21 protein-coding genes are annotated in these 22,403 nt (G+C 56.5%); 5 read left to right on the plus strand and 16 right to left on the minus strand.

The window, feature by feature from the left end; translation table 11 throughout:
* Positions 1-19 precede the first annotated feature (19 nt).
* From folK to dksA, 7 genes are all read right to left on the minus strand, one after another.
* Positions 20-511, minus strand: a complete 492-nt coding sequence (gene folK, locus RBH33_RS13220) for a 2-amino-4-hydroxy-6-hydroxymethyldihydropteridine diphosphokinase (protein ID WP_306732677.1) — start codon at positions 509-511, stop codon at positions 20-22.
* 5 nt (positions 512-516) lie between these two features.
* Positions 517-1,854, minus strand: a complete 1,338-nt coding sequence (gene pcnB / locus RBH33_RS13225) for a polynucleotide adenylyltransferase PcnB (RefSeq protein WP_306732678.1) — start codon at positions 1,852-1,854, stop codon at positions 517-519.
* A 725-nt stretch (positions 1,855-2,579) separates the two neighbouring features.
* Positions 2,580-3,998, minus strand: a complete 1,419-nt coding sequence (locus RBH33_RS13230) for a sigma-54-dependent transcriptional regulator (RefSeq protein WP_306732679.1) — start codon at positions 3,996-3,998, stop codon at positions 2,580-2,582.
* A 64-nt stretch (positions 3,999-4,062) separates the two neighbouring features.
* Positions 4,063-7,023 (minus strand): ATP-binding protein, encoded by a 2,961-nt coding sequence (locus RBH33_RS13235; RefSeq protein WP_306732680.1) that lies wholly within the window; start codon positions 7,021-7,023, stop codon positions 4,063-4,065.
* Positions 7,013-7,192 (minus strand): hypothetical protein, encoded by a 180-nt coding sequence (locus RBH33_RS13240; protein WP_306732681.1) that lies wholly within the window; start codon positions 7,190-7,192, stop codon positions 7,013-7,015. The genes RBH33_RS13235 and RBH33_RS13240 overlap by 11 nt, the downstream gene beginning before the upstream one ends.
* An 18-nt stretch (positions 7,193-7,210) precedes the next feature.
* Complete coding sequence (gene gluQRS / locus RBH33_RS13245) at positions 7,211-8,158, minus strand: tRNA glutamyl-Q(34) synthetase GluQRS (protein WP_306732682.1); 948 nt, start codon at positions 8,156-8,158, stop codon at positions 7,211-7,213.
* Positions 8,159-8,236: 78 nt separating this feature from the next.
* Positions 8,237-8,680 (minus strand): RNA polymerase-binding protein DksA, encoded by a 444-nt coding sequence (gene dksA / locus RBH33_RS13250; RefSeq protein ID WP_306732683.1) that lies wholly within the window; start codon positions 8,678-8,680, stop codon positions 8,237-8,239.
* A 396-nt stretch (positions 8,681-9,076) separates the two neighbouring features.
* Here dksA and sfsA point away from each other — a divergent pair, with 396 nt between their 5' ends.
* Entirely contained in the window at positions 9,077-9,799 is a 723-nt protein-coding gene (gene sfsA, locus RBH33_RS13255; protein WP_306732684.1) for a DNA/RNA nuclease SfsA, read from the plus strand.
* Between the two features lie 55 nt (positions 9,800-9,854).
* Here sfsA and RBH33_RS13260 read toward each other — a convergent pair whose 3' ends face one another.
* From RBH33_RS13260 to RBH33_RS13290, 7 genes are all read right to left on the minus strand, one after another.
* Entirely contained in the window at positions 9,855-11,276 is a 1,422-nt protein-coding gene (locus RBH33_RS13260; RefSeq protein WP_306732685.1) for a hypothetical protein, read from the minus strand.
* Positions 11,277-11,355: 79 nt separating this feature from the next.
* Positions 11,356-13,725: a TonB-dependent receptor gene (locus RBH33_RS13265; RefSeq protein ID WP_306732686.1), complete on the minus strand. Its 2,370-nt coding sequence runs from the start codon at positions 13,723-13,725 to the stop codon at positions 11,356-11,358.
* A gap of 145 nt (positions 13,726-13,870) precedes the next feature.
* The gene (locus RBH33_RS13270; protein WP_306732687.1) at positions 13,871-14,197 is read right to left on the minus strand and encodes a Rieske (2Fe-2S) protein; all 327 of its coding nucleotides are present in this window, start codon (positions 14,195-14,197) and stop codon (positions 13,871-13,873) included.
* A 6-nt stretch (positions 14,198-14,203) separates the two neighbouring features.
* Positions 14,204-15,247: a S1C family serine protease gene (locus tag RBH33_RS13275; RefSeq protein ID WP_306732688.1), complete on the minus strand. Its 1,044-nt coding sequence runs from the start codon at positions 15,245-15,247 to the stop codon at positions 14,204-14,206.
* 19 nt (positions 15,248-15,266) lie between these two features.
* Positions 15,267-16,154, minus strand: a complete 888-nt coding sequence (gene htpX / locus RBH33_RS13280; RefSeq protein ID WP_306732689.1) for a protease HtpX — start codon at positions 16,152-16,154, stop codon at positions 15,267-15,269.
* Between the two features lie 136 nt (positions 16,155-16,290).
* Positions 16,291-17,082, minus strand: coding sequence for a Crp/Fnr family transcriptional regulator (locus RBH33_RS13285; protein WP_306732690.1), 792 nt, complete (start codon positions 17,080-17,082; stop codon positions 16,291-16,293).
* A 100-nt stretch (positions 17,083-17,182) separates the two neighbouring features.
* Positions 17,183-17,461 (minus strand): TfoX/Sxy family protein, encoded by a 279-nt coding sequence (locus RBH33_RS13290; protein ID WP_306732691.1) that lies wholly within the window; start codon positions 17,459-17,461, stop codon positions 17,183-17,185.
* Positions 17,462-17,644: 183 nt separating this feature from the next.
* Here RBH33_RS13290 and RBH33_RS13295 point away from each other — a divergent pair, with 183 nt between their 5' ends.
* The 3 genes from RBH33_RS13295 (at position 17,645) to cysE (ending at position 20,575) form a co-directional block, all read left to right on the plus strand.
* On the plus strand, positions 17,645-18,346 hold the full coding sequence (locus RBH33_RS13295) for a M15 family metallopeptidase (RefSeq protein WP_306732692.1): 702 nt from the start codon (positions 17,645-17,647) through the stop codon (positions 18,344-18,346).
* Positions 18,347-18,365: 19 nt separating this feature from the next.
* Positions 18,366-19,727 (plus strand): MFS transporter, encoded by a 1,362-nt coding sequence (locus RBH33_RS13300; protein ID WP_306732693.1) that lies wholly within the window; start codon positions 18,366-18,368, stop codon positions 19,725-19,727.
* Positions 19,728-19,801: 74 nt separating this feature from the next.
* Complete coding sequence (gene cysE / locus RBH33_RS13305) at positions 19,802-20,575, plus strand: serine O-acetyltransferase (protein ID WP_306732744.1); 774 nt, start codon at positions 19,802-19,804, stop codon at positions 20,573-20,575.
* Positions 20,576-20,580: 5 nt separating this feature from the next.
* On the opposite strand, the gene RBH33_RS13310 is transcribed toward cysE, so the two are convergent.
* Positions 20,581-20,835, minus strand: coding sequence for a hypothetical protein (locus tag RBH33_RS13310; protein WP_306732694.1), 255 nt, complete (start codon positions 20,833-20,835; stop codon positions 20,581-20,583).
* Between the two features lie 222 nt (positions 20,836-21,057).
* Between RBH33_RS13310 and RBH33_RS13315 the strand changes: the two genes are divergently transcribed.
* Positions 21,058-21,810 carry a hypothetical protein gene (locus tag RBH33_RS13315; RefSeq protein WP_306732695.1) on the plus strand — a complete coding sequence of 251 codons (753 nt, stop codon included), beginning with the start codon at positions 21,058-21,060 and terminating at the stop codon, positions 21,808-21,810.
* Between the two features lie 27 nt (positions 21,811-21,837).
* On the opposite strand, the gene ppa is transcribed toward RBH33_RS13315, so the two are convergent.
* Positions 21,838-22,371: an inorganic diphosphatase gene (ppa, locus tag RBH33_RS13320; protein ID WP_306732696.1), complete on the minus strand. Its 534-nt coding sequence runs from the start codon at positions 22,369-22,371 to the stop codon at positions 21,838-21,840.
* Positions 22,372-22,403 lie beyond the last annotated feature (32 nt).

The following is a 22,403-nucleotide window of genomic DNA, read 5'->3' on the forward strand; positions in this document are numbered from 1 at the left end:
TGACTCCTGAATAACTGGTTTAAGGGGCTAGGTGCTGCAGCCCGTCCTGGGAGACGTGCGTTAATAATGCCGCAAGCGGGGTGCCCGAGGGAAGAGTCAGGTCCGGCGCCAGCTCGGCCAATGGGTAGAGCACGAAGTTGCGCTTGCTCAGCTCCGGGTGCGGCACTTGCAGCCGGGGCTGGTCGATGATGCTGTCGCCGTACAATAGCAGATCCAAATCCAGGGTGCGCGGCCCCCAGTGCTCACGCCGGACGCGCTGGTGGCGTTGCTCCAGTGTTTGCAGTTGGTCCAGCAAGGCCAGGGGCGGCAGGGTGGTGTCCAGGGCGGCGACGGCGTTTACAAAATCGGGCTGGGGCGGGCCGATGGGGCGGCTTTGATACAGTGCTGAGGCAGCGATCAGCCGCGTGTTCGGCAGTTGCCCTAGCTCTTGCAGGGCGGTTTCTACCTGATGGCGGGGGTCGTCCAGGTTGCTGCCTAAACCGATGTAGGCCCGCTGCTCGGACTGAACCATAGCCACTATTCGCCCGTTGAGGGTGGGTTCGGTTTGGATCTTGACCGCCCGGAGCGCCGGCGCCTTTTCGCGCGCGGTTTTTGTTTCTGTGCTTCTAGCACCATGCGCTCCCGTTCGGCCTCGTCAGCGGACTGATAGCGGGTCCACCAGTTGCCCAATCCGTCCAGGTGCTCGCCGGAGGCTTCCCGTAAGATCAAGAAATCGTAGGCAGCGCGAAAGCGTGCGCGCTCCACTAGGCGTGGAGCCCGATGGAACTGAGTCAGTCGCTCCTGCATGTCCCACATTTCCCGCATGGGCATCATAAAGCGCTTGGGAAGGGCCGTGTGGTCGAGTTGGGCACCGATCACATCATGGGTAGCCTGCATATGGGCTTCCAGCGGCGTGTGGCTCTGGGACAGCTCGCGCAGCCGACTTTGCAGGGGAGGCCAGAGCAGAGCGGCGTAGATAAAGGCGGGCGTGACGGGTTTGCCGGCGCGCACGCGTTTGTCGGTATTGGCCATGGTCTGTTCAATCAGCTCCAGGCCCAGTTGGTCGCCGTCTGCCAGGGCCGCAGCCGTGGCAGGGAATAGGTGCTCCAGCAACTGATATTCACGCAGCAGGGAGAAGGTGGCGGTGGCGGAGCCGTTCATAAACAGCTTGAGCACTTCCTCAAACAACCGCGCGGGGGGGATGTTGCGCAGCAGGGGGGCCAATTCGAAAATGGGCTTGGCCGTACCGTCTTCAATGGTAAAACCCAGCTTGGCGGCGAAGCGCACAGCGCGGAGCATGCGCACCGGGTCTTCTTTGTAGCGGACAACCGGGTCACCAATAATGCGTAATTGGCGTTTTTCCAGATCTTTGAGGCCACCGGTGTAATCGTGAATGGCGAAGCCATCCAGGGTGTAATAGAGCGCGTTGACGGTAAAGTCCCGCCGCACAGCATCGGTTTCCACTGTGCCGTACACGTTGTCCCGCAGCAGCATGCCGTCGTCGTTGACGGACTGATCGTGAGGGCCGCGGAAGGTGGTGACTTCAATGATTTCCCGGCCCATGCGCACGTGCACGATCTGAAAGCGCCGGCCTATGATGCGAGCGCCGCGAAACAGCCGCTTGATTTGTTCCGGCCGCGCGCTGGTGGCGATGTCGAAATCTTTGGGGTGCCCACCCAGAAGCAGGTCGCGTACGCCACCGCCGACCAAAAATGCCGGGAAGCCGGCTTCGTCCAGTTGCCGCATAATCCGCAGAGCGCCGGAACTGATGTTCTTGCGGGAGATGGGGTGCTGGTCGCGGGATACGATCACTGGAGTATGAAGTGGGGTCGCGTCCGGGCGAGATGACAGGAAGTTTAGAAGCCTTTTCAGCATGTGTAATACGGCATGTTAGTTAGTTCGTTGTCTGGGGAACGATCCTGCGGGTTCCGGGAGAAATAGGGCGGAAGTTTAGCACGAGCCCAGACGTGTGGACAGGGCGTCAGCCGCAGAAGGCGTGGGGGTTTGGGGTTAACAAACGAAGGGGCCAGAAAGCAAAAGGGAAAGCCTCAGCTTTCCCATGGGAGTGGTCTCATTTTGTCCCGCTTTTCGCAGCAGCAAAGGGGTGCGCTTCCATGCCCCTAAACAGTTTGCTTGCCTGCAATCCCGCTCCAGTGTTAGTCAGTCTTTCCGCTTGTTATTTTGTTTTATCATTCTTTTTTCTTGCGCTAGCAGTTTCTGTTTCTGCTTTGTTATTGTTTCTTGTTGTTATTCTATTTGCCAATTTTTATTGTTTATTGTTGTTAGTAGGAACTTTTTTTATTGTTTGTTGTTGTTATTCTCCGTTCTAAGAGCACTTCCTATGCCAAGTCTTGTTTTTCCTTATAAATCAATGGTTTAACTTTTTCGTCTGACTACTTATTAAGTTTTGCTATTTCGATCCGTTACAAAATTCCCGAAAGATTGTTACTGAAGTTGGTTGAGGTAACACCTTGCCTCGCAAGTGGAGGCGGGTAACGCTTTTTGGCGCATGACACGGCAAGATGGCGCCTGTCGCTAGAAATCAGCGATACAGGCGCGAGGGGATGGGGTTTTGGGTAACAAATATGGATAAAAAGAGGCTATTTGCTGGCGGCTGCGGGGGTCGTGCTCTTGGTGCGCGGGATGCCCAGGCGCTGACGGCGCTCCCACAGGCACTTGCGGCTGACGCCCAGCTTACGAGCCAGCTCCGTCTCGCTCATGGTGTCCTGGTGCTCCAGGACGAAACGCTGAAAGTAATCTTCCAGGGATAGATCTTCGCTGGGGTCTTGGGCGGCCGAGCGGCCTCCGGCGGCTCTGTGATGGCCGTAGGTGGCTTCGTTTTCATCCGTCTCGGACTCAAACGGCACTAGATCCAGGTCGATGGCCAGCAGGTCGTGGCTGATTTCGGCGTTGTCCTCGCACAGAATGACCGCACGCTGAATGGCGTTTTCCAGTTCCCGGACGTTACCGGGCCAGGTATAGGTGGTAATGGCCTGAATGGCTTCGGGAGACAGACGCAGGCCAGGCTTGGACATTTCGCTACAAAAGCGCTGCAGTAGGCTTTCCGCTAGGGAGATAATGTCCCGGCCGCGCTCGCGCAGTGGCGGCAGCTCCAGCTGTACCACGTTGATCCGGAAGTAGAGATCCTCCCGGAACTTGTTCTCCCTTGCCAGCTTGCGCAGATCCCGGTGGGTGGCCGCTACCAGCCGCACGTCCACCTTGCGCGACTCCACCGAGCCAATGGGCCGAACCTCGCCTTCCTGCAACACCCTTAACAGGCGTGCCTGGGCTTCCAGGGGCAATTCGCCAATCTCATCCAGAAACAGGGTGCTACCATCGGCGGCGGCCACCAGGCCCTCGCGCATGCTGGCGGCGCCGGTGAAGGCGCCCTTTTCGTGTCCAAACAGCTCCGACTCAATCAGGGTTTCTGGAATGGCGGCGCAGTTGACGGAAATCATGGGCTTGCCGCTGCGCGGGCTCTCTTCGTGCAGCGCGCGGGCTACCAGCTCTTTACCGGTGCCGGTTTCGCCGTGGATAAGCACCGTGGCCTTGGTGGGCGCGACTTTGTGAATGCGGTTGTACAGCGCGTGCATAACGTCGCTGCTGCCGATCATGCCGGCAATGGCGTGGCTGGCGGTGGTGGAGCTGTGTTTTTGGCGGTGAGCGGCGCTGGCTTTACCGATCACTCGTTTGACGGCGGTGACCATTTCGTCGTGATCAAAGGGCTTGGCGATGTAATCCACGGCGCCCATGCGCATGGAATCGACAGCGGAGCGTAGGCTGGCGTAGCTGGTCATGATCAGCACTGGCACTTCGCCGGCCAGCTTGATTAAGTCCGTACCCGGTGCGCCCGGCAGGCGTAAATCGCTGATGATCAGTTCAAACTCGGACAGTTCGAACTTGCTGGTGGCCTCCCTGACGGAGGGCGCCTCAGACACCTCGTACTTGTTGCGCTCCAGTAGCTTGCGCAACGCCGTGCGGATGATGGTTTCGTCTTCAACGATTAAGATTTTGCTCATAACTTTGTGTCATCGCCTCTCGGTCTGGGATCGGCGGCTGCCAAGCCTCAAATATTACTGAGCTTTACAGCATCGATTCAATATGGCGCGGCAGCTTGATGGAGAATTGTGCGCCACGAAGATTCACTTTGTCCACCGGGCTCACGATTTCCAGGTTGCCGCCGTGGTCTTCGATAATACTGTATACCATTGCCAGCCCAAGACCGGTGCCTTCCCCGGGATCTTTGGTGGTAAAAAACGGTTCCAGAATCTGGTCCATCTTGTCGGGAGGGATACCGCTACCTTCATCGGTTACCGAGAACATAATGCTGTATTCGTCCTCGCTGCTGTCCAGCATAACACGACCTTGGGGTGGGCTGGCATCCCGGGCATTGGACAACAGATTGATGAATACCTGAATGATGTGCTGGCTATCGCCCGCCACTATGGCGTTGCGAGCGATATTGTTGTGGAAGATTACCTCGTTTTTGTCCTTCTGCAAGGACAGCAGTTGGATGGCCTCCTCCGCGCATTCGCGTAGCTTGACCGCTTCAAACTCGGTCTTCTTGTTCTGCCCGCTGTGGGAGAAACTCACTAGGGATTGCACAATACGGCTGACGCGGTCGGTTTGACTGAGAATCTGGTCCGCAGTTTCCAGAATTTCCGAGTTTTCCGACTCGTAGCGCAGGTTTTGGGCCAGACATGCGATGCCGGTGATGGGGTTGCCGATTTCGTGGGCCACGCCCGCCGCCAGACGGCCGACTGAGGCCAGGCGTTCACTGTGGATCAGTTCCTGCTCCAGCAACTGGGTTTCAGTTACGTCTTCCAGCAGGATCACCTGATCGTATTCTTCAGCGTTGATGTTGCCCTCAATGTTTGCCTTGTGCAGGCTGATCCAGTGGGGCCGGCCTTCCAGCTCAATTTGCTGCCGGTAGTAGTGGGGCTGGCTGTTGTGGCTGAAATCCAGCAACAGGCCCCGCCAGGGTTCGTCCAGATCCTGCAGCCGCGAGCCCGTGATGTCGTCGCTGGGAATACGGGTGAGTATTTCCATGGCCCGGTTCCACATCAAAATCTCACCATCCCGGCCCAGGGAGCACACCGCCATGGGCAGCTCCTCCAGGGTCTTGCGGTGGTACAGGCGCAGGTTATTCAGCTCTGCCGCCATGCCCGTTAGGTGATCCCGGTACTCGGACAGGCGATTTTCGATCAGGTTGATATCCAATGTATCCCGGCGCTCGGCCATGGTGTAGGGCAGGTGCCGGTCCATGATCTCACCGGCTACGTGAATGCCCATTAGCCCGGACAAGTTAGCTTCAATCTGATCGCGCAAGCGTCGCAATGCGTAAGGGCGGCGCTCGGTAATGCGCAGATTCAACTCCGCCAGGGCCACATCCACCTCGCGGCTGGCGGTGACCTTGCCCAGGGATTTGGCCAGACGGGTTTTGAATTCGACGGCGCTGTGCACATCCAGGGATTGGCGTACTGGCTGGCTTAGCTCGTCCGCCGCACACAGCTCCGCACTGTAGTGCTCTTCCTCGGTTTGCCGGCTGAGCAGGGAAACACCAATAAAAATAGCCGTGTTGGCTCCCAAAGAGAGCAGGGTCACCCCGCTCCAGAATTGTATACCCAGTGGGATGGTGAAACTGGTGCCGGGTACCGCAAAGCCGCTAACACCGGTGAACACCGGCAGCAGCAGACCCACGAACCAGATTAAGGTGCCTGCGGTTAGCCCGGCAATCAGCCCGCGCCGGTTGCCCTTGGGCCAGAAGATAATGGCGAACATTCCTGGCAGGAATTGCAGGGTTTCAATAAACGCCAGCAGAGCCAGGTTGGTCAGGCTCTGGCGATTGTCCAGTAACCAGTAGAACAGGTAACCGCCCACGAAGATGGCGGCAATCAGCAGGCGGCGCAGCCACAGCAGTTGCAGGTAGATGTTGTCGCGGCTGCGCAGCCGCTGGGCGGGCAGAATCCAGTGGTTCATCACCATGGTGGACAAGGCCAGTGTAATCACCACCATGGCCCCGGTGGCCGCTGACAGACCGCCGAGAAAGGCCAATACCGTCAAGCCGGGTGAACCGGCCATAATGGGTACGCCCAAGGTGAAATACTGGGCCGGCAAGGGCACAGACAGCTCAAACCCGGCCCACAAGATTGGGAATACGGGCAGAGCCATAAACAGCAGAAACAGCGGGAAGGCCCACGTCACTGTGTGGGTATTGCGCATCATGGGGTTTTCCGCCACACCCATATGGAAAATGTGCGGCATGGTCACGGCGGTGGCGACGAACACCAGCAGCAAAGTGTGGGTGCTGCCATCCTGAATTGGGGCGTGCAGCAGCGCCAGGTTTTCCGGGTTCTGCAGCAGCCAGTTATCCAGCCCCTGCAGGCCGTCAAACACGCCGTATACGGCCAGGAGGCCAATAGCGCACAGAGCGAAGACCTTGATCAGGGATTCGAAGGCCATGGCGGTCACCAAGCCCCGGTGCTGCTCCCGGTTGGAGCCGAACAGGATGGTGAACAAGGCCAACACCGCACAGTAGGCCATGGCCATCAGGTCTTTGAAGGTAAAGCCGGTACCCACTACGGGTAGCGTGGGATTCCGGCTGACCGTAAGAATGTACATGGTGTCGGCGATGGCCTGAATTTGCAGGGCCATCAGGGGCAGAATGCCCAGCAGCATGCATAGCGTGGTTAGAGCACCCGCACCGTGGCTGTGGTAGCGGAAAACCAACAGGTCCGCCAGGGAGTGTACCTGGTGGCGGCGAGCCAGCTCCGCCAAAGGCGCCAGGGCCACAGGCGCGAACAAGAACAGGGCACCCGTGCCCAGGTAATAGGCCAGGGCGCCGTAGCCGAACTGGAAGGCCAGATCGATGACCCCGTAGAAAGCCCAGGCACTGGCGAAAATCCCCAGGGAAAGGATATAGGTGAGCGGGTGCTGAGTGATGGCCTTGGGCACCCAGCCGCGCTCAGTGATCCAGGCTACGCCAAAGATCACCAATAGATAGCTAACGCAGATTAGCGCTACATGGGTGAGCTCAAAAGTCATGGGGTCTCTTTCGGCGCGCTTGCACTACGTAGGCGATAATAATGACCAGCACCCAGACAATGTAGGGCCGAAACCAGGCGCCTTCGGGATTGATTATCCAACTGAACAGGGTGGGTGAAAAAATATACGCGATCAGGAGCAGCAGTATGACCAGGCGCTGGTTGTTCATGGTGCAGATTCCTCAGCCTTAGCGCTGCTCAGTGGTTGCCTGGGATTCAGGTTTGCTCAAGCCACGAATGGCCGGTGTGCGCCAGTGACTCACAGCCCAGGCCAGCACTTCGTCAGCCGGCGCCTGGGCCAGTTCCTCTGGGGGGCTCTGGTTCAAAAAAACCAAAGCATGCCACAGATTAGCGCCCGCTTGCCCATCATTCAACGCGGGAGCGTGACTTTGTTTGCTCAGTTTCTGCCCCTGGGTGTTCAACGCGAGCGGCACATGCCCGTACAGCGGGGGCTTTTCACCCAACAGTTGAAACAGGGCGATTTGACGAGCGCTGACCTCCAGTAGATCTGAGCCGCGCACCACGTGACTGATGTGCTGAGCGATATCATCCACCACCACCGCCAGCTGGTACGAGAACAAACCATCTTTACGTTTGATGATTTGATCGCCCACTTCCAGGCGCAGGTTCTGAGCTTGGGGGCCTTGAATAAGATCGTCAAATTGGCACACATCCGGCAGCGTGGGTACGCCCGGCGGCACGTCGTAAAGCTTAAGGCGCAGGGCGTGGGGCTGGCTGAGGTCCACCTCGCGTTGCCGGCATCGCCCGTCATAGACACCGCCCATGGCTCGGAGGTCATCGCGTGTGCAGGTACAGGGGTAAACCAAACCCGCCTGTTGCAGTTGCTCCAGGGTGTGGGCGTAGGCCTCAAGCCGTTGGCTTTGGTAGACCACTGGGCCGTCCCAGTGGAGGCCGTGATTATCCAGGCTCTCCAAAATGGCATCCTTCGCGCCAGGCTGTTCGCGCGGCGGGTCCAGGTCCTCCATGCGTACCAACCATTGCCCACCTGCCGCGCGGGCATGCGCGTAGCTTGCCAGGGCGCTAACCAGGGAGCCGAAGTGCAAGGGGCCGGTGGGCGAAGGCGCAAAGCGGCCGACATAGGAAGGGGGTAATGAAGACGCAGAGGTAGCGTTCATGATGGCCAAACGTTTTTCAACAGCCAGGTAAATTGGGTTCGTGCCGAGAGAGCCCCGGCACGAACGAGGGGTGGCGCTTTAGCCACCCACTTGTTTTTCTTTGATTTCATCCAGGGTTTTGCAGTCCACACACAGGGTCGCGGTGGGCCGAGCTTCCAGACGACGAATGCCGATTTCAACGCCGCAGGCGTGGCAGTAACCGTAATCGTCCGTTTCAATCAGCTCGAGCGTGCTGTCGATCTTTTTGATCAGCTTGCGCTCGCGATCCCGGGTACGCAGTTCCAGGCTGAACTCTTCTTCCTGGCTGGCGCGGTCGGCTGGGTCGGGAAAGTTGGCCGCTTCGTCCTTCAGGTGGCTCATGGTGCGGTCCACTTCTTCCATCAGCTCACGCCGCCAGGTCAGCAGCAAATGTTTAAAGTGCTCCTTCTGGTTGGCATTCATGTACTCCTCGCCCTTTTTGGGTTTATAGGGCTCAAAGGAGCGCAGGGTGTAGCTGTCCGCGTTACTTGAACTTTTGGGCATGGCTTAGCCTCGTTTGACTTCCCAGAGCCGGCCGAACCGGCGAAGTTAATAGCAAACTGACAATAGTTGGACTGTCTCTGTATGGGCGTCCTGCAGGACGGCTTCCCTCAGCCACAAGTCCATCTACGGATACTATAGGAGTCTTCAGCGAACATAAACGGTGGCCGCTGCAGTCACCCCTTTTAGAAGGGGTGGCAAGCTACCAGATATCAAAAACCTGCGCCAGCATTTTTTCGGCTCCAAGGGTGTAGTGGTCCATTTCGGTGCTATTTTACTCGTTTCTTGGGGTTTTCGGGGCTGATTCGGGCTTTGGCGCCGTTGGCAGGGGCGCATTTGTCGCTGGCGGCAAATACTGCAAGAATGCGTCTTTCCGTAATGTAAAACTGCAGGAAAACCATGTCTTCTGATTTACCCCCTACCAAGCTCTGGCAGTCTGGCGTATTGCTGCGCCGCTATAAGCGTTTTTTAGCCGATGTGCAGCTGGCGGATGGCTCTGAAATCACCATTCACTGCCCCAATACCGGTTCCATGAAGAATTGTCTGTTACCCGGCAGCGCTTGCTGGTTTTCTGAGTCTGATAATCCTAAACGCAAATACCCCCACACCTGGGAGTTGGCCAGTACTCCGGGTGGCCATTGGGCCGGCATCAATACCGGCCGCGCCAATGCCCTGGTGGAAGAAGCTATCCGCAATGGAGTTATTCAGGAGCTGCAAGGGTACGATCGGCTGCTTAGAGAGCAGCGCTACGGCAGTGAAAAATCCCGCGTGGATTTTTTATTGGAGCGGGCTGACGAACAGTGTTTTGTGGAAGTGAAGAGCGTCACCCTTATGGAGGAGGCCGGCCAGGGGTTGTTTCCAGATGCGGTCAGCAGCCGTGGTGCCAGGCACCTGCGTGAACTGATAGCGATGGCCCAAAATGTCCATAGAGCCGTGTTGTTGTTTTGTGTTCAGCACACGGGCATTCACTGGGTGGAGCCGGCGGACGCGATTGATCCGCTGTACGGGCAGACTTTACGTATGGCGGCGGAGGCGGGGGTAGAACTGCTGGCCTATGGGGCAAGCATTGTGCCCGAGCAGGGGCAAATTACGTTGACCAACGCTTTACCGGTGAGCATATAAAAAAATGGGGCCGGCAAAGCCGGCCCCATACGCTAGAAGAACTACTTAATGGCGCTTAGTGATCGTGATGATCATGGTCATCTTCGTCGTCATGATCATGATCGTCGTGGTGATCGTCTTCGTCGTCGTGATGGTCATGATCATCTTCATCGTGATCGTGGTCATCATGATGGTGGTCGTCGACCAAACCCAGCCACACCAGTCTGTGCGGGACAAAGTCGAAGTAGAAGGTATCTACGACTTCGCCATGATCCAGGTCCACAACCTTAACGGCTTGTTCGGCCGAATCGGTCACAAACGCATAGTGACCATCGCCAGATATGGCGAGTTGGAAAGCACTGCCTTCCAGCGCTGTGGTGCTGTGAGTAACTTGCAAGCGCTCAGCGTGTACGGACCAGTCATGGGTATCGAGCAGCGTTAAACCGCCTTGGTTATCGAGAATAACAAACAGCTCACCGTGATCGGCGAACGCGTAGCCAACCGGTGCCAGGTCTTCGTCTGCCGTCCACGGAATTATTTCAAAAGCACCTTCACCCGCCGGGTCAATGCTGTAAAGAACCCCGGAGCTGACGCCCACGAACGTTTCCACCTCGTGGTGGCCGAAAATCGTGCCTATGCGGTGTTCAAACTCCAGCTTGCGAGCTTCAAAGTCGGAGTGATCTGAGTGTACTTCTTCTTCAATCAACAGTACGCCGTCAGAGCAGCCGAAGGCGACAAAATCATGGTTTTGCGCACTGCCGTGCAGGCCTGGGCAGAGAGCTTCGAACAGTTCTTCCTGATCGTAGTGATCATGGTGCAGATGATAAACGGCCACCTGGTTCGGCAAGGTTGAATCCGGGTCGGCTTCGCTACCGCGGACAGTGGAGATCAGGTACTCGCCGCGCAGTTGTGCCGCACCGTGCTGATTACTGGTGTATTCGAGTACTTTCGGGTCGTGCCCGTGCCGAATGTCGTGCTCGTTGAAGACATTTACAAACGCAGGAGCGCCAGCGTTGCCGTCGAAGAAGATCACCAGGTCGTCACCGGACTGAGTGACGTGGGCGGGGCGATCGCCCTGCAATTCGTAGTCTAATAGGCTCGGATCGTCAGTAATCAGGTGGCCGTGATCGCCGTGAGACTCTTCGTAGATACCGCTATCGACAAAGTTCACCAGGCCATTGTCGCCACCACGTACCACGACGCCGAAACGGTGGGAGGGGCTGGCAAACAACCGAGAGGGAACGCCATCCAGATGAAACTCTGCTACCAGTTCTTCGCTTTTCACATCGAACACATAAATGTGTTGGTCGTCCGGTGCGGAGAGCAACAGGCGGCCAGCCTGAGCGCCGTGATCGTGGTCGTGATCATGAGGATCTTCGGGAGGCACTCGATCCAGTTCCGTGAAATTAGTACTGCTGCCACCGCAGGCGCTTAATAGCAAAGCGGATGAAAGCAATAAAGGGTAACTCAGTTTTTTAAATAAGCCTGAAGTTTCCATGTTGACCTCTGGGTTTTAAGGTTGGTGTCGAAGCGAGGAAAGGTAACCTTTCCGTTTTCGTGGTGTAGTTTGTCGATTATTAAAAAGTCGAACGAATTCCCGCGGCGAAAGAACGCCCCGGTAACGGCGCACGGTCTTTAAGGAACGATGTGTGTGGCCGCGCTTCCTGGTCGGTAAGGTTATTACCCCGAACGTACAGGGTGATGTTCTGCCGGCCGGCGGTAAAATCGTACCCCGCTTGAGCTTCCAGTAAGGTGTAGCCTTCGGTTTCTGTTTCCAGTGGCGCCGTTCGGCTTTGATCGAAGTAATGTGTGGCAGCCAGTTCGGCGCTGTAGTTGCCCGATGCGAAATTCAACTGAGCGCCCAGGCGCAGCGGTGGAATACGCGGCAGATCTTCACCGCCGCGCAGAGATGCGCGGGTGTAGTCGGCGAAACCTTTTAGGCGGAATTGATTGTTGATTTGCCATACGGCTTGGCCTTCAAAGCCATAGAGTCGGGCATCCTGTGCGGTAAACACATAAACCGGCAGGCCTTCGTCGTCGCCATGGTCGTGTCCGTGGTCGTGGCCATGACCATCGTCGGCGTGCAAGCCGGTTTCACTCAAATAGTAAAAATCGTCGATCTGGTTGTAGAAAGCATTCAAGGTGAAACCAAAGTCACCCTCAAATTTTTTCAGAGACACGTCGATGTTGTTTGATGTTTCCAGTTCAACCGGATCCATATTCAGGTCAACGTGAATGTCTCCGTCTGTACCCTCGTACACGTCAAATAGGGCGCCCACTTCAAAGGCACCTGTGCCAATGTGGGCACCGTACGACAAAAGCTCGGCGGCTGAAGGTGCCCGCTGTGAGTGGGAGATGGAGGCGGCGACATTGTAGCCCGGGGTGAAATCCCAAACCGCACCGGCAGAAAGGCTAACAGGCTCGAAAACACTTTTGACGCTGAGCACTGAGAGCAAACCATCCGTATCGTGATCATCCAGGTCCATAATGACTTCTGGAGCGCGGACTTCCACCCGCTCTATGCGCCCACCCAGTTGAACCTGTACGGGGCCAAAGTGCCTTTCCTCAACCAGTGCAAGGGCCAGACTCTCAGTGATCGAAGGAGGAGTAAATGCCTCAATACCTTCAGCCGCAAAGTCTTCATGCTTGTAGTGAACGCTCAGAGCACCACGCCAATGGGCTAAAGGGTGGTGCTGCAACTCAACCCGGGCTTCCGATACGGTGCTGTCAAAGGTCGTAAGCGCTTCACCGGCTTCGATTTCGTGATGTGTGTACTCGGTGTAGCCAAGGCGAGTGTTTAGAGAGCTGAAAATGTGGTGGTTCAGGGACAATTCACTGTGCAATTGAATACGGTCCTGGGTCAGATCCGCGTAAACGCCATCGTCATCGTCGTGGCCGTGACCATGGTCGTGTTCGTGGCCGGGAATCCCATAAGTCCGATCCAGCCGGCCATAGGAAATCCCAACAAAACCGTTGTCCAGCAAATAGCTGCCGCCCAGGTTGAAGCCACTGGCATCGTAGGCGGAATCATCCAGGCGATAGCCATGTCCGTGGCCATCGTCATGATCGTGATCATGGCCGTCGTCATCGTCGTGATGGCGCTCGGCGGGTACAGGAATGCGGTAATCGCTGGACTCGCGCCAGAAGCCGTCCGCATGAAAGGCAAAGTTGTCAAACCCGCTGGTCAGGCTACCCGAAATCATGTTTTCGTCTGCCACTGTATCGTGCTGAATTTGCCAGCTCCCCACCGTGGCGTTGTCTTGAGGTACGCGGCTGTCAACGACATTAACCACCCCGCCAATAGCCCCGCTGCCGTACAGCAAAGTGGCTGGGCCGCGTAGAATTTCGATTTGCTGGGCGGTGGAGGTTTCCGTGGCCACGGCGTGATCCGGCCCCACCCGGGAGGCGTCACCGGCGTCCAGGCCGTTTTGGGTAATCAGCACACGCGGGCCTTCCAGGCCGCGAATTACTGGGCTGCTGGCGACCGGGCCGTAATAATTGCTGTGCACGCCTAATTGCATTCTCAGCGTGTCGCCGAGGGTTGCCGCTTGTCGGTTACGCAGGGCATCACCAGCCAGCACATCCACGGGCATGGCGGATTCCAAGTCGGAGGCGTGCCAGGGCAGAGCGGTGACATCGATGATTTCCAAAGGACTGCGGGCCAAAGTAAATTCGACGGGTGTGTCGGCATCCACATTAATTCGACGGTTGAGATGGGTGTGGTAGGGGGCTTTGACGTGCAGTTCAACTTGATCGGTGCTCAAGTCACGCAGCACGAATTCACCTTGCGCATTGGCGGTGACCCTTTGGTTGGTGCCGACGACTTCCACAATGGCTCCGGGGATTGGTCGACCCTGGGAATCGTTGACGGAACCGGCTATCTCGCCAGCCAAAACGCTATGGCTGGCCAGTAGTAAGGAGCCCAGCCAAATATGGGGTTTGCGCATAATGCCTCCGCGTGTGCGTAGTCTTAGTATGGGTAAAAAGAGTTATACTATAACATAACAGGCGCGAATTAAAACATTGCAACAGTGATTGGTAAAGAAGGCAAAGGCGGGGCTGGTGCTTTTGGCTGGATTTGCGACTGAGCGTTTAGGGGTTGAGGTAGGCCTTGCCGTCCGTCAGTGTAAAGTCCACTGCTTCGAGGCAATCCCCCAGGCATGGGCCAGCGACACACTCACCGGTTTCAATGGTGAACAGCGCCCCGTGGTTGGCGCATTCGATCAGGGTGCCGCTGGTATCCATGAATTGGTCCGGTTCCCAGTTAAGGGGAATGTGGTCGTGGGGGCAATTGTTGCGGTACAGGTACAGTTGGTCGCCTTTGCGCACCGCAAACAACTCTTCGCCATTGCTATTGAGGCCAATGCTGCCCCCGTCAGGGATGTCTTCAAGTTGGCAAACCGGTTCCGATAGTGCCATGCCAGATTACTCCGGAGCAGCCAGGGTAAGGGTTCTTTGCAGGGTTTTGCCCTCGCGGATAAAGGTCAGGCGGATTTCATCACCCGCGTTGTACCTTTCCAGGGCCGTCATCAGCTCGTCGTAATTGCGGGTAGCGTGGTCGTCGATGGCGGTAATGACATCCCCCAGGATGGTGGCGCCACGACGGTTGCGTTGAACGCCTTGCAGCCCCGCCTTGTCCGCGGGCATCCCTTCGGCGACTCGCAGTATGGGCACGCCTTGAATCCCGATCCGCTGAGCCCAATGGTCGGGTGCAATATCGATTCCAATCACTGGGCGCACAATGCGCCCGTGCTCAATCAATTGCGGCACAATGTCCTTCACGGTATTAACCGGAATGGCGAAACCTATGCCCGCACTGGCGCCGCTGGGACTGAAAATCATGGTGTTTACACCCACCAGCTCGCCTCGGGAATTCAATAGCGGGCCACCAGAGTTACCGGGGTTAATGGCGGCGTCGGTTTGAATCACATTGCGAATCCGACGCCGGTTGGGCGCGTCGATCTCGCGGCCCAAGGCGCTGACCACCCCTGTTGTGAGTGTGGCGTCCAGGCCGAAGGGGTTGCCGATGGCGAGCACCTTGTGCCCCACGGACAGTTTGCTGGAGTCGCCACGCAGCAAGGGATGGAGTTGTTTTTCCGGAGCGTCGATACGCAGCACTGCCAAATCACGCTCGGGCGCCAAACCAACCACTTTAGCCGGCCAAGTGCTCTGATCGGGTAGGGTAATGATGATCTGCCGAGCACCTTCAATGACGTGGAAATTGGTAACGATATAGCCGTCCTCATTCCACACGAAACCGGTGCCTGCTCCGCGCGGTACGGTCTGCAGGTTGAACGAGCGTGGGTCGCGCACCAACTGTTGGTTGGTCACGTACACCACGCTCGGGCTCGCGTACTCGAAGATTTCGATGGTGTTGCGCTCGTCCTCGGTGGCGAAGTCGGGCAGGGTATCTGCCTGAGCCACCGGAATACACAACAGTAAACCGACCAGTAACGCGCGTACCGACATAAAGAACTCCGTCGTTTACTTAGCCCCGGCTGAGCGCCGCAATGCGGACGTCCAGCGGCGGATGGCTGGAGAACAGCTTGCTCATATTTTGCTTAAAGCCGCCACTGATGCCAAATGCTTTCATGCTGTCAGGCATGGGGCTTTCGGCGCCGGCCTGTACTTCCGCCTGCAAGCGCTTAAGGGCGCTGATCATTGAGTTTCGACCCGCCAAGTTGGCGCCAGCGGCATCGGCGCGGAATTCCCGGTAGCGGGAAAACGCCATGACGATCATGGAGGCGAGTACCGCCAGGACCATCTGAGCCACAATAGTGGTGACCCAGAAGCCGATGCCGTGGCCGCTCTGGCTTTTAAACACCAGTCGGTCCACGGTGTGGCCAATAATGCGGGCGAAGAACATCACAAAGGTGTTCACCACGCCCTGGACCAGGGTCAGCGTCACCATGTCCCCGTTGGCCACGTGGCCGATCTCATGGGCCATAACGGCGCGAATTTCTTCTTTGTCAAAACGTTGTAGCATCCCTTCACTCACCGCTACCAGGGCAGCATTGCGATTCCATCCGGTGGCAAAGGCATTTGCCTGGGCTGCCGGGAATATGCCCACCTCTGGCGGTTTAATGTTGGCTTTGCGCGCCAGGTCTTCCACGGTACGCACCAGCCACTGCTCGTCCGCGGTACGGGCCTGCTCGATGATCCGCGTGCCGGTGGTTTTTTTGGCAATGAACTTGGACATGAACAGGGAGATAAAGGATCCGGCAAAACCGAAAACGGCACAGAAAATCAGCAGAGTCGTCAGATCTATGGCCCCGGTTTCGTCCAGGTAGTGACCCACGCCAAGAATATTCAGAACTATGCCCGCCACCAGCAGTACGGCGAGGTTAGTCATTAAAAACAATCCAATTCGAAGCACTGTAGTGTTCTCCTGAGCAATTTTAGAATTGAGTAGACAGCATTATTGCAGGTTATATGCGTGCGCTGGCGGAAATTTCAATATCGGGGCGGCAAAATCGAGGTGCCTTGGGGGTGTACGAGCGGCCTGTCTCAGCTTAAGCCTTACTCTGAAGTGCCAGCATCTGCGCGTTTAATTGGTTGATTTTCGCGGCCATCTCTTCGATCAGACCGACACAGATTTGGGGCTGGAGGTCGACCAGATCGATAAATTCCTCCTTGCGCACCGCTAATACGGTACAGTCACTGGCCGCCACGACCGAGGCCATGCGCCGCTGACGGGTAAATACAGCCAAAGCGCCAAAAATCTCGTCCGCTCGAATATCGCCCACTTTCACTCCGTCGCACAACGCCTCCGCCTTGCCTTCCAATAGTGTGTACACCCGATCCGCCTCTGTCCCTTGCTGGATGATGGTTTCTCCGGCACTAAAGTGCATAAAGCCCGCGGAGGGCTGAAACTCGGCCCGAATTTCCTGGGCCAGGGCGGCTCGATAAAAACAGCTCGCGCACACCAAGTGGCGAGTCCACTCCTGGCACTGGGTGGGAGACTGTGCTGCCAGTTCCAGCAGGTGCGCCAGGGAGTAGGGGGTCAGCACCAAAGACTCGTCGGTGCCGTATTGACCGCCAGACAAGCCCAGTGCCTGACTTAGGCCGATTAAGTCCCCGGTATCCAGGCGCAGTACCAGCTTGCCGCCCTGGCGAAAGTAAGCCTGGCCCTGGGTGATCAGATACACTTGCTCGGTGGTTTGGGTAGCGAGTAAATCCTGGCTCTTTGAGAGCGTAATAGGTTCGCCTACGGGTGTGAGACGGGAGAGCAGGCGCCCGGTAGACTCGCGCAGCTGCATACCCAGGTCGGTGAGTAAGTTGGATTGTTTGTGGGGTAAATGCATGCGATCCTCTGCCTGTCGTGTAGGCATAGGAATATAACGGCTGTGGCCAGCGGCGCCAAGTGCGCTGGCTAAGTTGTTCGAATAATTAAGAGGTGGCGAGTTAGGCTTGATGCATGTTGGATCGCTCGGCCTCTTCCACCAGCTGACGTTTCATATCCGGGGGCAGGTCGTTCCAATGCACGTCCATTAAGGCTCCCTGCAGGGCGTACAGCATGACTTTGGAGACATTGATGTCGCGGGAGCGAATGCGCTGGTAGGCACCCACAGCACCGACTTGGCGCAGATCCGCGTAGGTGTTAATTCCAATGGCATGGAGAATGTTTACACTGGCCATGCCGAGGTTCTTCAGTTGGAGTAATTCGCTATGACTGGCGGTCATAAAAGTCCAGCTCCATGTGTCAGTTATCATTATAATATTGCGTCCAGCTAACCTCGCTGCCTATAGCTGTGGGTTATATTACATGCTTAGATGGTCAGCGCAAAATTTTGTGTACGCCGCACATATTCGTGACGCCAGCGGGCGTGTAGGGAACTGCCCTGCTAGAGGAGCAATCAGGTGACAATGAATGTACCCCCAGTAGACCGACTGTGTGGCCTGATTACCACAGATCTAGTGACGTTGGAACGCTGGTCTAGCCAGTTGCATTCGGCACTCCTCACCCCTCTACAAACCTTAGACGACGCAGCCACGGAAGCGGGTTTTCGCTTCGAGGTGGCCAGTGGTTTTCGCAGCTTTGAACGTCAACTGGGTATTTGGAATGCCAAAGCGCGGGGGGAGAGACCGGTCCTGAACGATCAAGGAGAGCCCTTGGATATCAGCCGGTTGAGCGAGCGCGAGTGTGTTTTCGCGATTTTGCGCTGGTCCGCCTTGCCGGGCACATCCCGCCACCATTGGGGGACGGATTTGGATGTGTATGACAGCTCCCGTTTCTCTCCCGGTTACCGGCTGCAACTGACGCTGGATGAGACGCAGGGGCAGGGTCCTTGCGCGGATTTTCATGCCTGGCTTAGTGACTATTTGTGCTCTCCAAGCAACCCCGGGTTCTTTCGACCTTACGATCGAGAGCGCGGCGGCGTGGCGCCGGAGCCCTGGCATTTGAGCTATGCCCCCGAGTCGGATTTACTGGCCGCGCATATGACGGCGGATGTGGTCAGGCCTTTGTTAGTGCGCAGTGAGTTGTTGTTGAAAAATGCAGTTTTGGACAATCTCGAAGAGATTGTCGAGCGTTTCGTGCGCGTGCCCGGCCCATCCGGCACCCGCTAAAAAGCAAGGAGTGAAATCAATGGCAGACGCTGCCAAAGAAGAAGATGTGAAACAATTCGGCTTGATGCGCGAACGGCGCTTTCTACCGTTTTTTATTACCCAGTTTGGGGGCGCATATAACGATAACTTTTACCGCAGTGCCCTGTTGGTTCTGTTCACCTATACCGATATCCATCTCATGGGTCTAAGTGTAGATGTCACTAACAATCTGGTGGCGGCCACACTGATTATTCCTTTTCTGCTCTTTGCCCCCCTCGCCGGACAGTACGCGGATAAATTTGAAAAGTCGTCGTTCATTCGCTCGATCAAAGTAGCCGAAATTATGATCATGCTGCTGGCAGCACTGGCGTTGTGGTTAAACAGCGCCACACTGCTATTGCTGGTGGTATTTTTAACCGGCACCCAGTCGGCCTGTTTCAGTCCACTAAAATACGCCATATTGCCGCAGCATATGCATAAGCGCGAGCTGGTGGGGGCCAACGGACTGGTACACAGCGGTACCTCGCTGGCTATTTTACTGGGGATGATCGGCGGTTCTCTGGCCATGGCGTTTGCGCCTGGCCGCTGGTTGGTGGCGGGTGGAGGCTTGCTGATAGCGCTCATTGGTTGGCGTGCCAGCGTGTACATTCCTCGCGCGGAGCCGGCCGATGCCGACATAACGCTCAAACTGAACCCCTATTCTCAAGGTATGCGCAGCATTGGTTACGCGCGCGAAAACGCCATGGTGTTCTGGAGTATTATCGGCGGTTCCTGGTATTGGTTTTTGGGCACTTTCTATCTGACGCAGCTGCCAAACTTTACGCGCAGTACCCTGTTCGGTGAGGCGCAGGTAATCAGTGTGCTGTTAGCCGTATTTATTGTAGGAATCGGTATTGGTGCGCTTTTATGCGAGCGACTGAGCCGGCGTCAGGTGGAACCCGGCGTAGCGCCTTTGGGGGCGCTGTTGGTGCTGGTGTTTGGCGTAGATTTGGCGTTCGCAGGCTTGTCCTTCGCAGCCACCCATGCCCCCTCCGATTCTGATCAGTTGTACAGTATCGCTGAATTGTTTGCGATGCCTCACTGGTGGCGAGTGGCGTTCGATGTGACTTTTCTGGGCGTAGGCGGTTCTCTTTACATGGTTCCTTTGTTCGCTTTAATGCAGAATCGCAGCCGGCCTGAGCGCCGCGCTCAAATCATCGGCGCTAACAACGTGCTCAACTCCTTGTTTATGATCGGCGCAGCCTTAACCGGTATGGTGGGCCTAGGTGTAATCGGCTTATCAATTCCGCAGCTTTTCTTGGTCGTAATGGGGCTGCACGTATTGGTGTGCGTGGGAATTTTTTTCCGGATGCGCGAGTTTTGGGAGCGATTCCGTCGACGTTTTTTGCCCGGTGGTGGGTGACGTTGGCTTCCTGTGCGACAATGAGGGTCATTTGAAGAGGGTTGGGTTTGAAAAAGTTGAGTGCAGTGGACGACATGTGGCAGACGATTCGGAGCGAAGCGGCTCAAGCCAGCTCGGAAGAGCCTGTGCTGGCGAGTTTTTTTCACGCCACGATTCTTAACCACGACAGCTTTGCTTCTGCCATCAGCTTTCACTTGTCGAACAAGCTCGACAGCCAAGCGGTACCGGCCATGATGATTCGCGAAGTGTTTGACGCGGCCATGGTGAAAGAGCCGAACATCGAAGCCGCCATGCGCGCGGATATTAGCGCCTACCGGGAGCGGGATCCCGCTTGCGATCGCTACTTCATGCCCTTTTTGTTTTTTAAAGGTTTCCACGCCCTGCAGGCGTATCGTTTCGCTCACTATCTCTGGGTGCGTGAGCGCCGCTCCCTGGCACTCTACTTACAGAATCAGATCTCCCAAACCTTTGGCGTGGATATTCATCCCGGCGCACGCATTGGCAGCGGCATTATGATCGATCATGCCACCGGTGTGGTGGTGGGGGAAACCGCGGTGGTGGATGACAACGTGTCTATGCTGCACGCGGTAACCTTGGGGGGCACAGGGCGTCAAAGCGGTGATCGACATCCGAAGATTCGCCAGGGCGTTTTAATCAGTGCCGGGGCAAAAATTCTTGGCAATATTGAGGTGGGTGAAGGCGCCAAAGTCGGCGCCGGTAGTGTGGTTTTGGATTCAGTGCCGCCCCACACCACGGTAGCGGGTGTGCCGGCGCGGATCGTGGGGCGCCCTCGGGGTGAAAGTCCGGCCCGGGATATGGATCACGACCTTAATGGGAATGACGATTGACGAGCTTAGGCCCCTATGGAATAAACGTTATGCTGTTTGTCAGCCCCTGCTCCTCGGCCATGCTGGAACCATTTGAGCACAGATAAACGGCTGTCCAGCATGGTTTGGTAGGTATCTATTACCACCCGGTTTGGTCTGGGTTGGCTTTTCAATGCGGCGATGCGGTCCGTCAGAAACTCAATATCTTGCTCCACTTTCGAACGCACCGCCTCGGTATTGGCCAGTCGCTCAGTCGCTTCAGCTTTGGGTATTTCGTACATTTTCTCCACCCCCTTTATCCTTGTGTGTAGTCAGGCCCCTTGTGTGTTCTCCGTTTTAACTATTGGCTTTTGGTCTCGTCCGGTAAAGTCAGTTTTCATAGTATGGAATGATGGAGCTGGGCTCGCCACCCCAGAACCATATTGTTTCGTAACTACCAGCGGCCTGCATATTGCGATGAAGTGCTATTATTTCCACAGTGGCGGCTGAATCATAGGTGAGGTATGGAACCAGAAAAATTTGATCTGATCTTTCGGGGTGATATTGTCCTGGGCCATGCTCTGGATGACGTCAAATCACGCTTGCAGCAGTTGTTTAAGGCCGATGCTCAGAAAATTGACGCACTTTTCACGGGCCGCCCAGTCGCGATTAAACGGAACCTGGACAAAGCCACCGCGGAAAAGTACAGCCAAGTGCTGTACAAAGCGGGCGCTCAGGTGCGCTTGGCACCTACCGATCACACCAAGGCGTCCGGTGGCCGAACTCAGGCCTCAAGCGGCCCTCAAGCCGCCGCCAAGACAAAAGCGCCAGCTCAAGGGCTCAGTCTGGCCCCAGCGGGCGGCTATTTGGTGAAGCCAGAGGAGCACCGGCGCTTGACCCCCGTCTCGGTGGATACCAGTGGTTTAAGTTTGCGTGCCCCCGAAGGCGAGCTTCTGGACGCTGAGGAGCGAGCGGCTGTACCGGATGCGGATCTAACCATTCCGGATTTCGATCTGGCGGAAGCGGGCGCCGACCTGCTGGGCCCAAATGAACGCCAGGAACTCCCTTTGGTGGCCGTAGAGCCGGAGGACTGGGGTTTGGCCGACGCAGGCGCGGACCTATTGTCGCCCTCCGAGCGACCCAAGGTCGAACCGGTTGTGCCCGCCAGTACAGATTTTGATTTAGCGCCAGTAGGCAGTGATATGGGGGAGAAGAAAGAAGAGGTGAATGCCCAGGTGCCGGATATCAGCGGTATTCGCCTGGTAGACCGGGATTGAGCTCATCAATCCCGGTCAGTGCAAAGTTTATTGGCCTTGCTGATAGCGCTGAGCGGATTCGGTAATTTCACGACGCGCCGCGTCGGCGTCCTCCCAGCCCTCAACCTTAACCCATTTGCCTTTCTCCAGATCCTTGTAGCGCTCAAAGAAATGGTTGATCTGTGCCAGGGTAATCTCTGGCAGGTCGGTGGCGTTTTTAATGTGGCTGTACAGGGGAGTGACCTTGTCCACGGGCACGGCAAGCACTTTGGCATCTTCGCCGGATTCGTCAGTCATTTTCAGTACGCCCACGGGGCGGCAGCGAATGACCGAACCCGGTGGCAGAGCATGGGGGAAAATCACCAGCACATCAACGGGATCACCGTCACCGCACAAGGTATGCGGCACGTAACCATAGTTGCAAGGGTAGTGCATGGAAGTGCTCAATAGGCGGTCAACAAAGATGGCGCCGCTGTCTTTATCAACTTCAAATTTTACTGGCTCGCCATTCATGGGGATTTCGATAATGACGTTGATATCATCGGGCAGGTTTTTGCCGGAGGCGACTTGATCTAGGCTCATGGTACGTTCCTGTAAACGGTGGGTGAAAAAAT

The sequence above is a fragment of the Marinimicrobium hydrolyticum genome (assembly GCF_030848505.1).
GTDB lineage: Bacteria > Pseudomonadota > Gammaproteobacteria > Pseudomonadales > Cellvibrionaceae > JAVDDU01.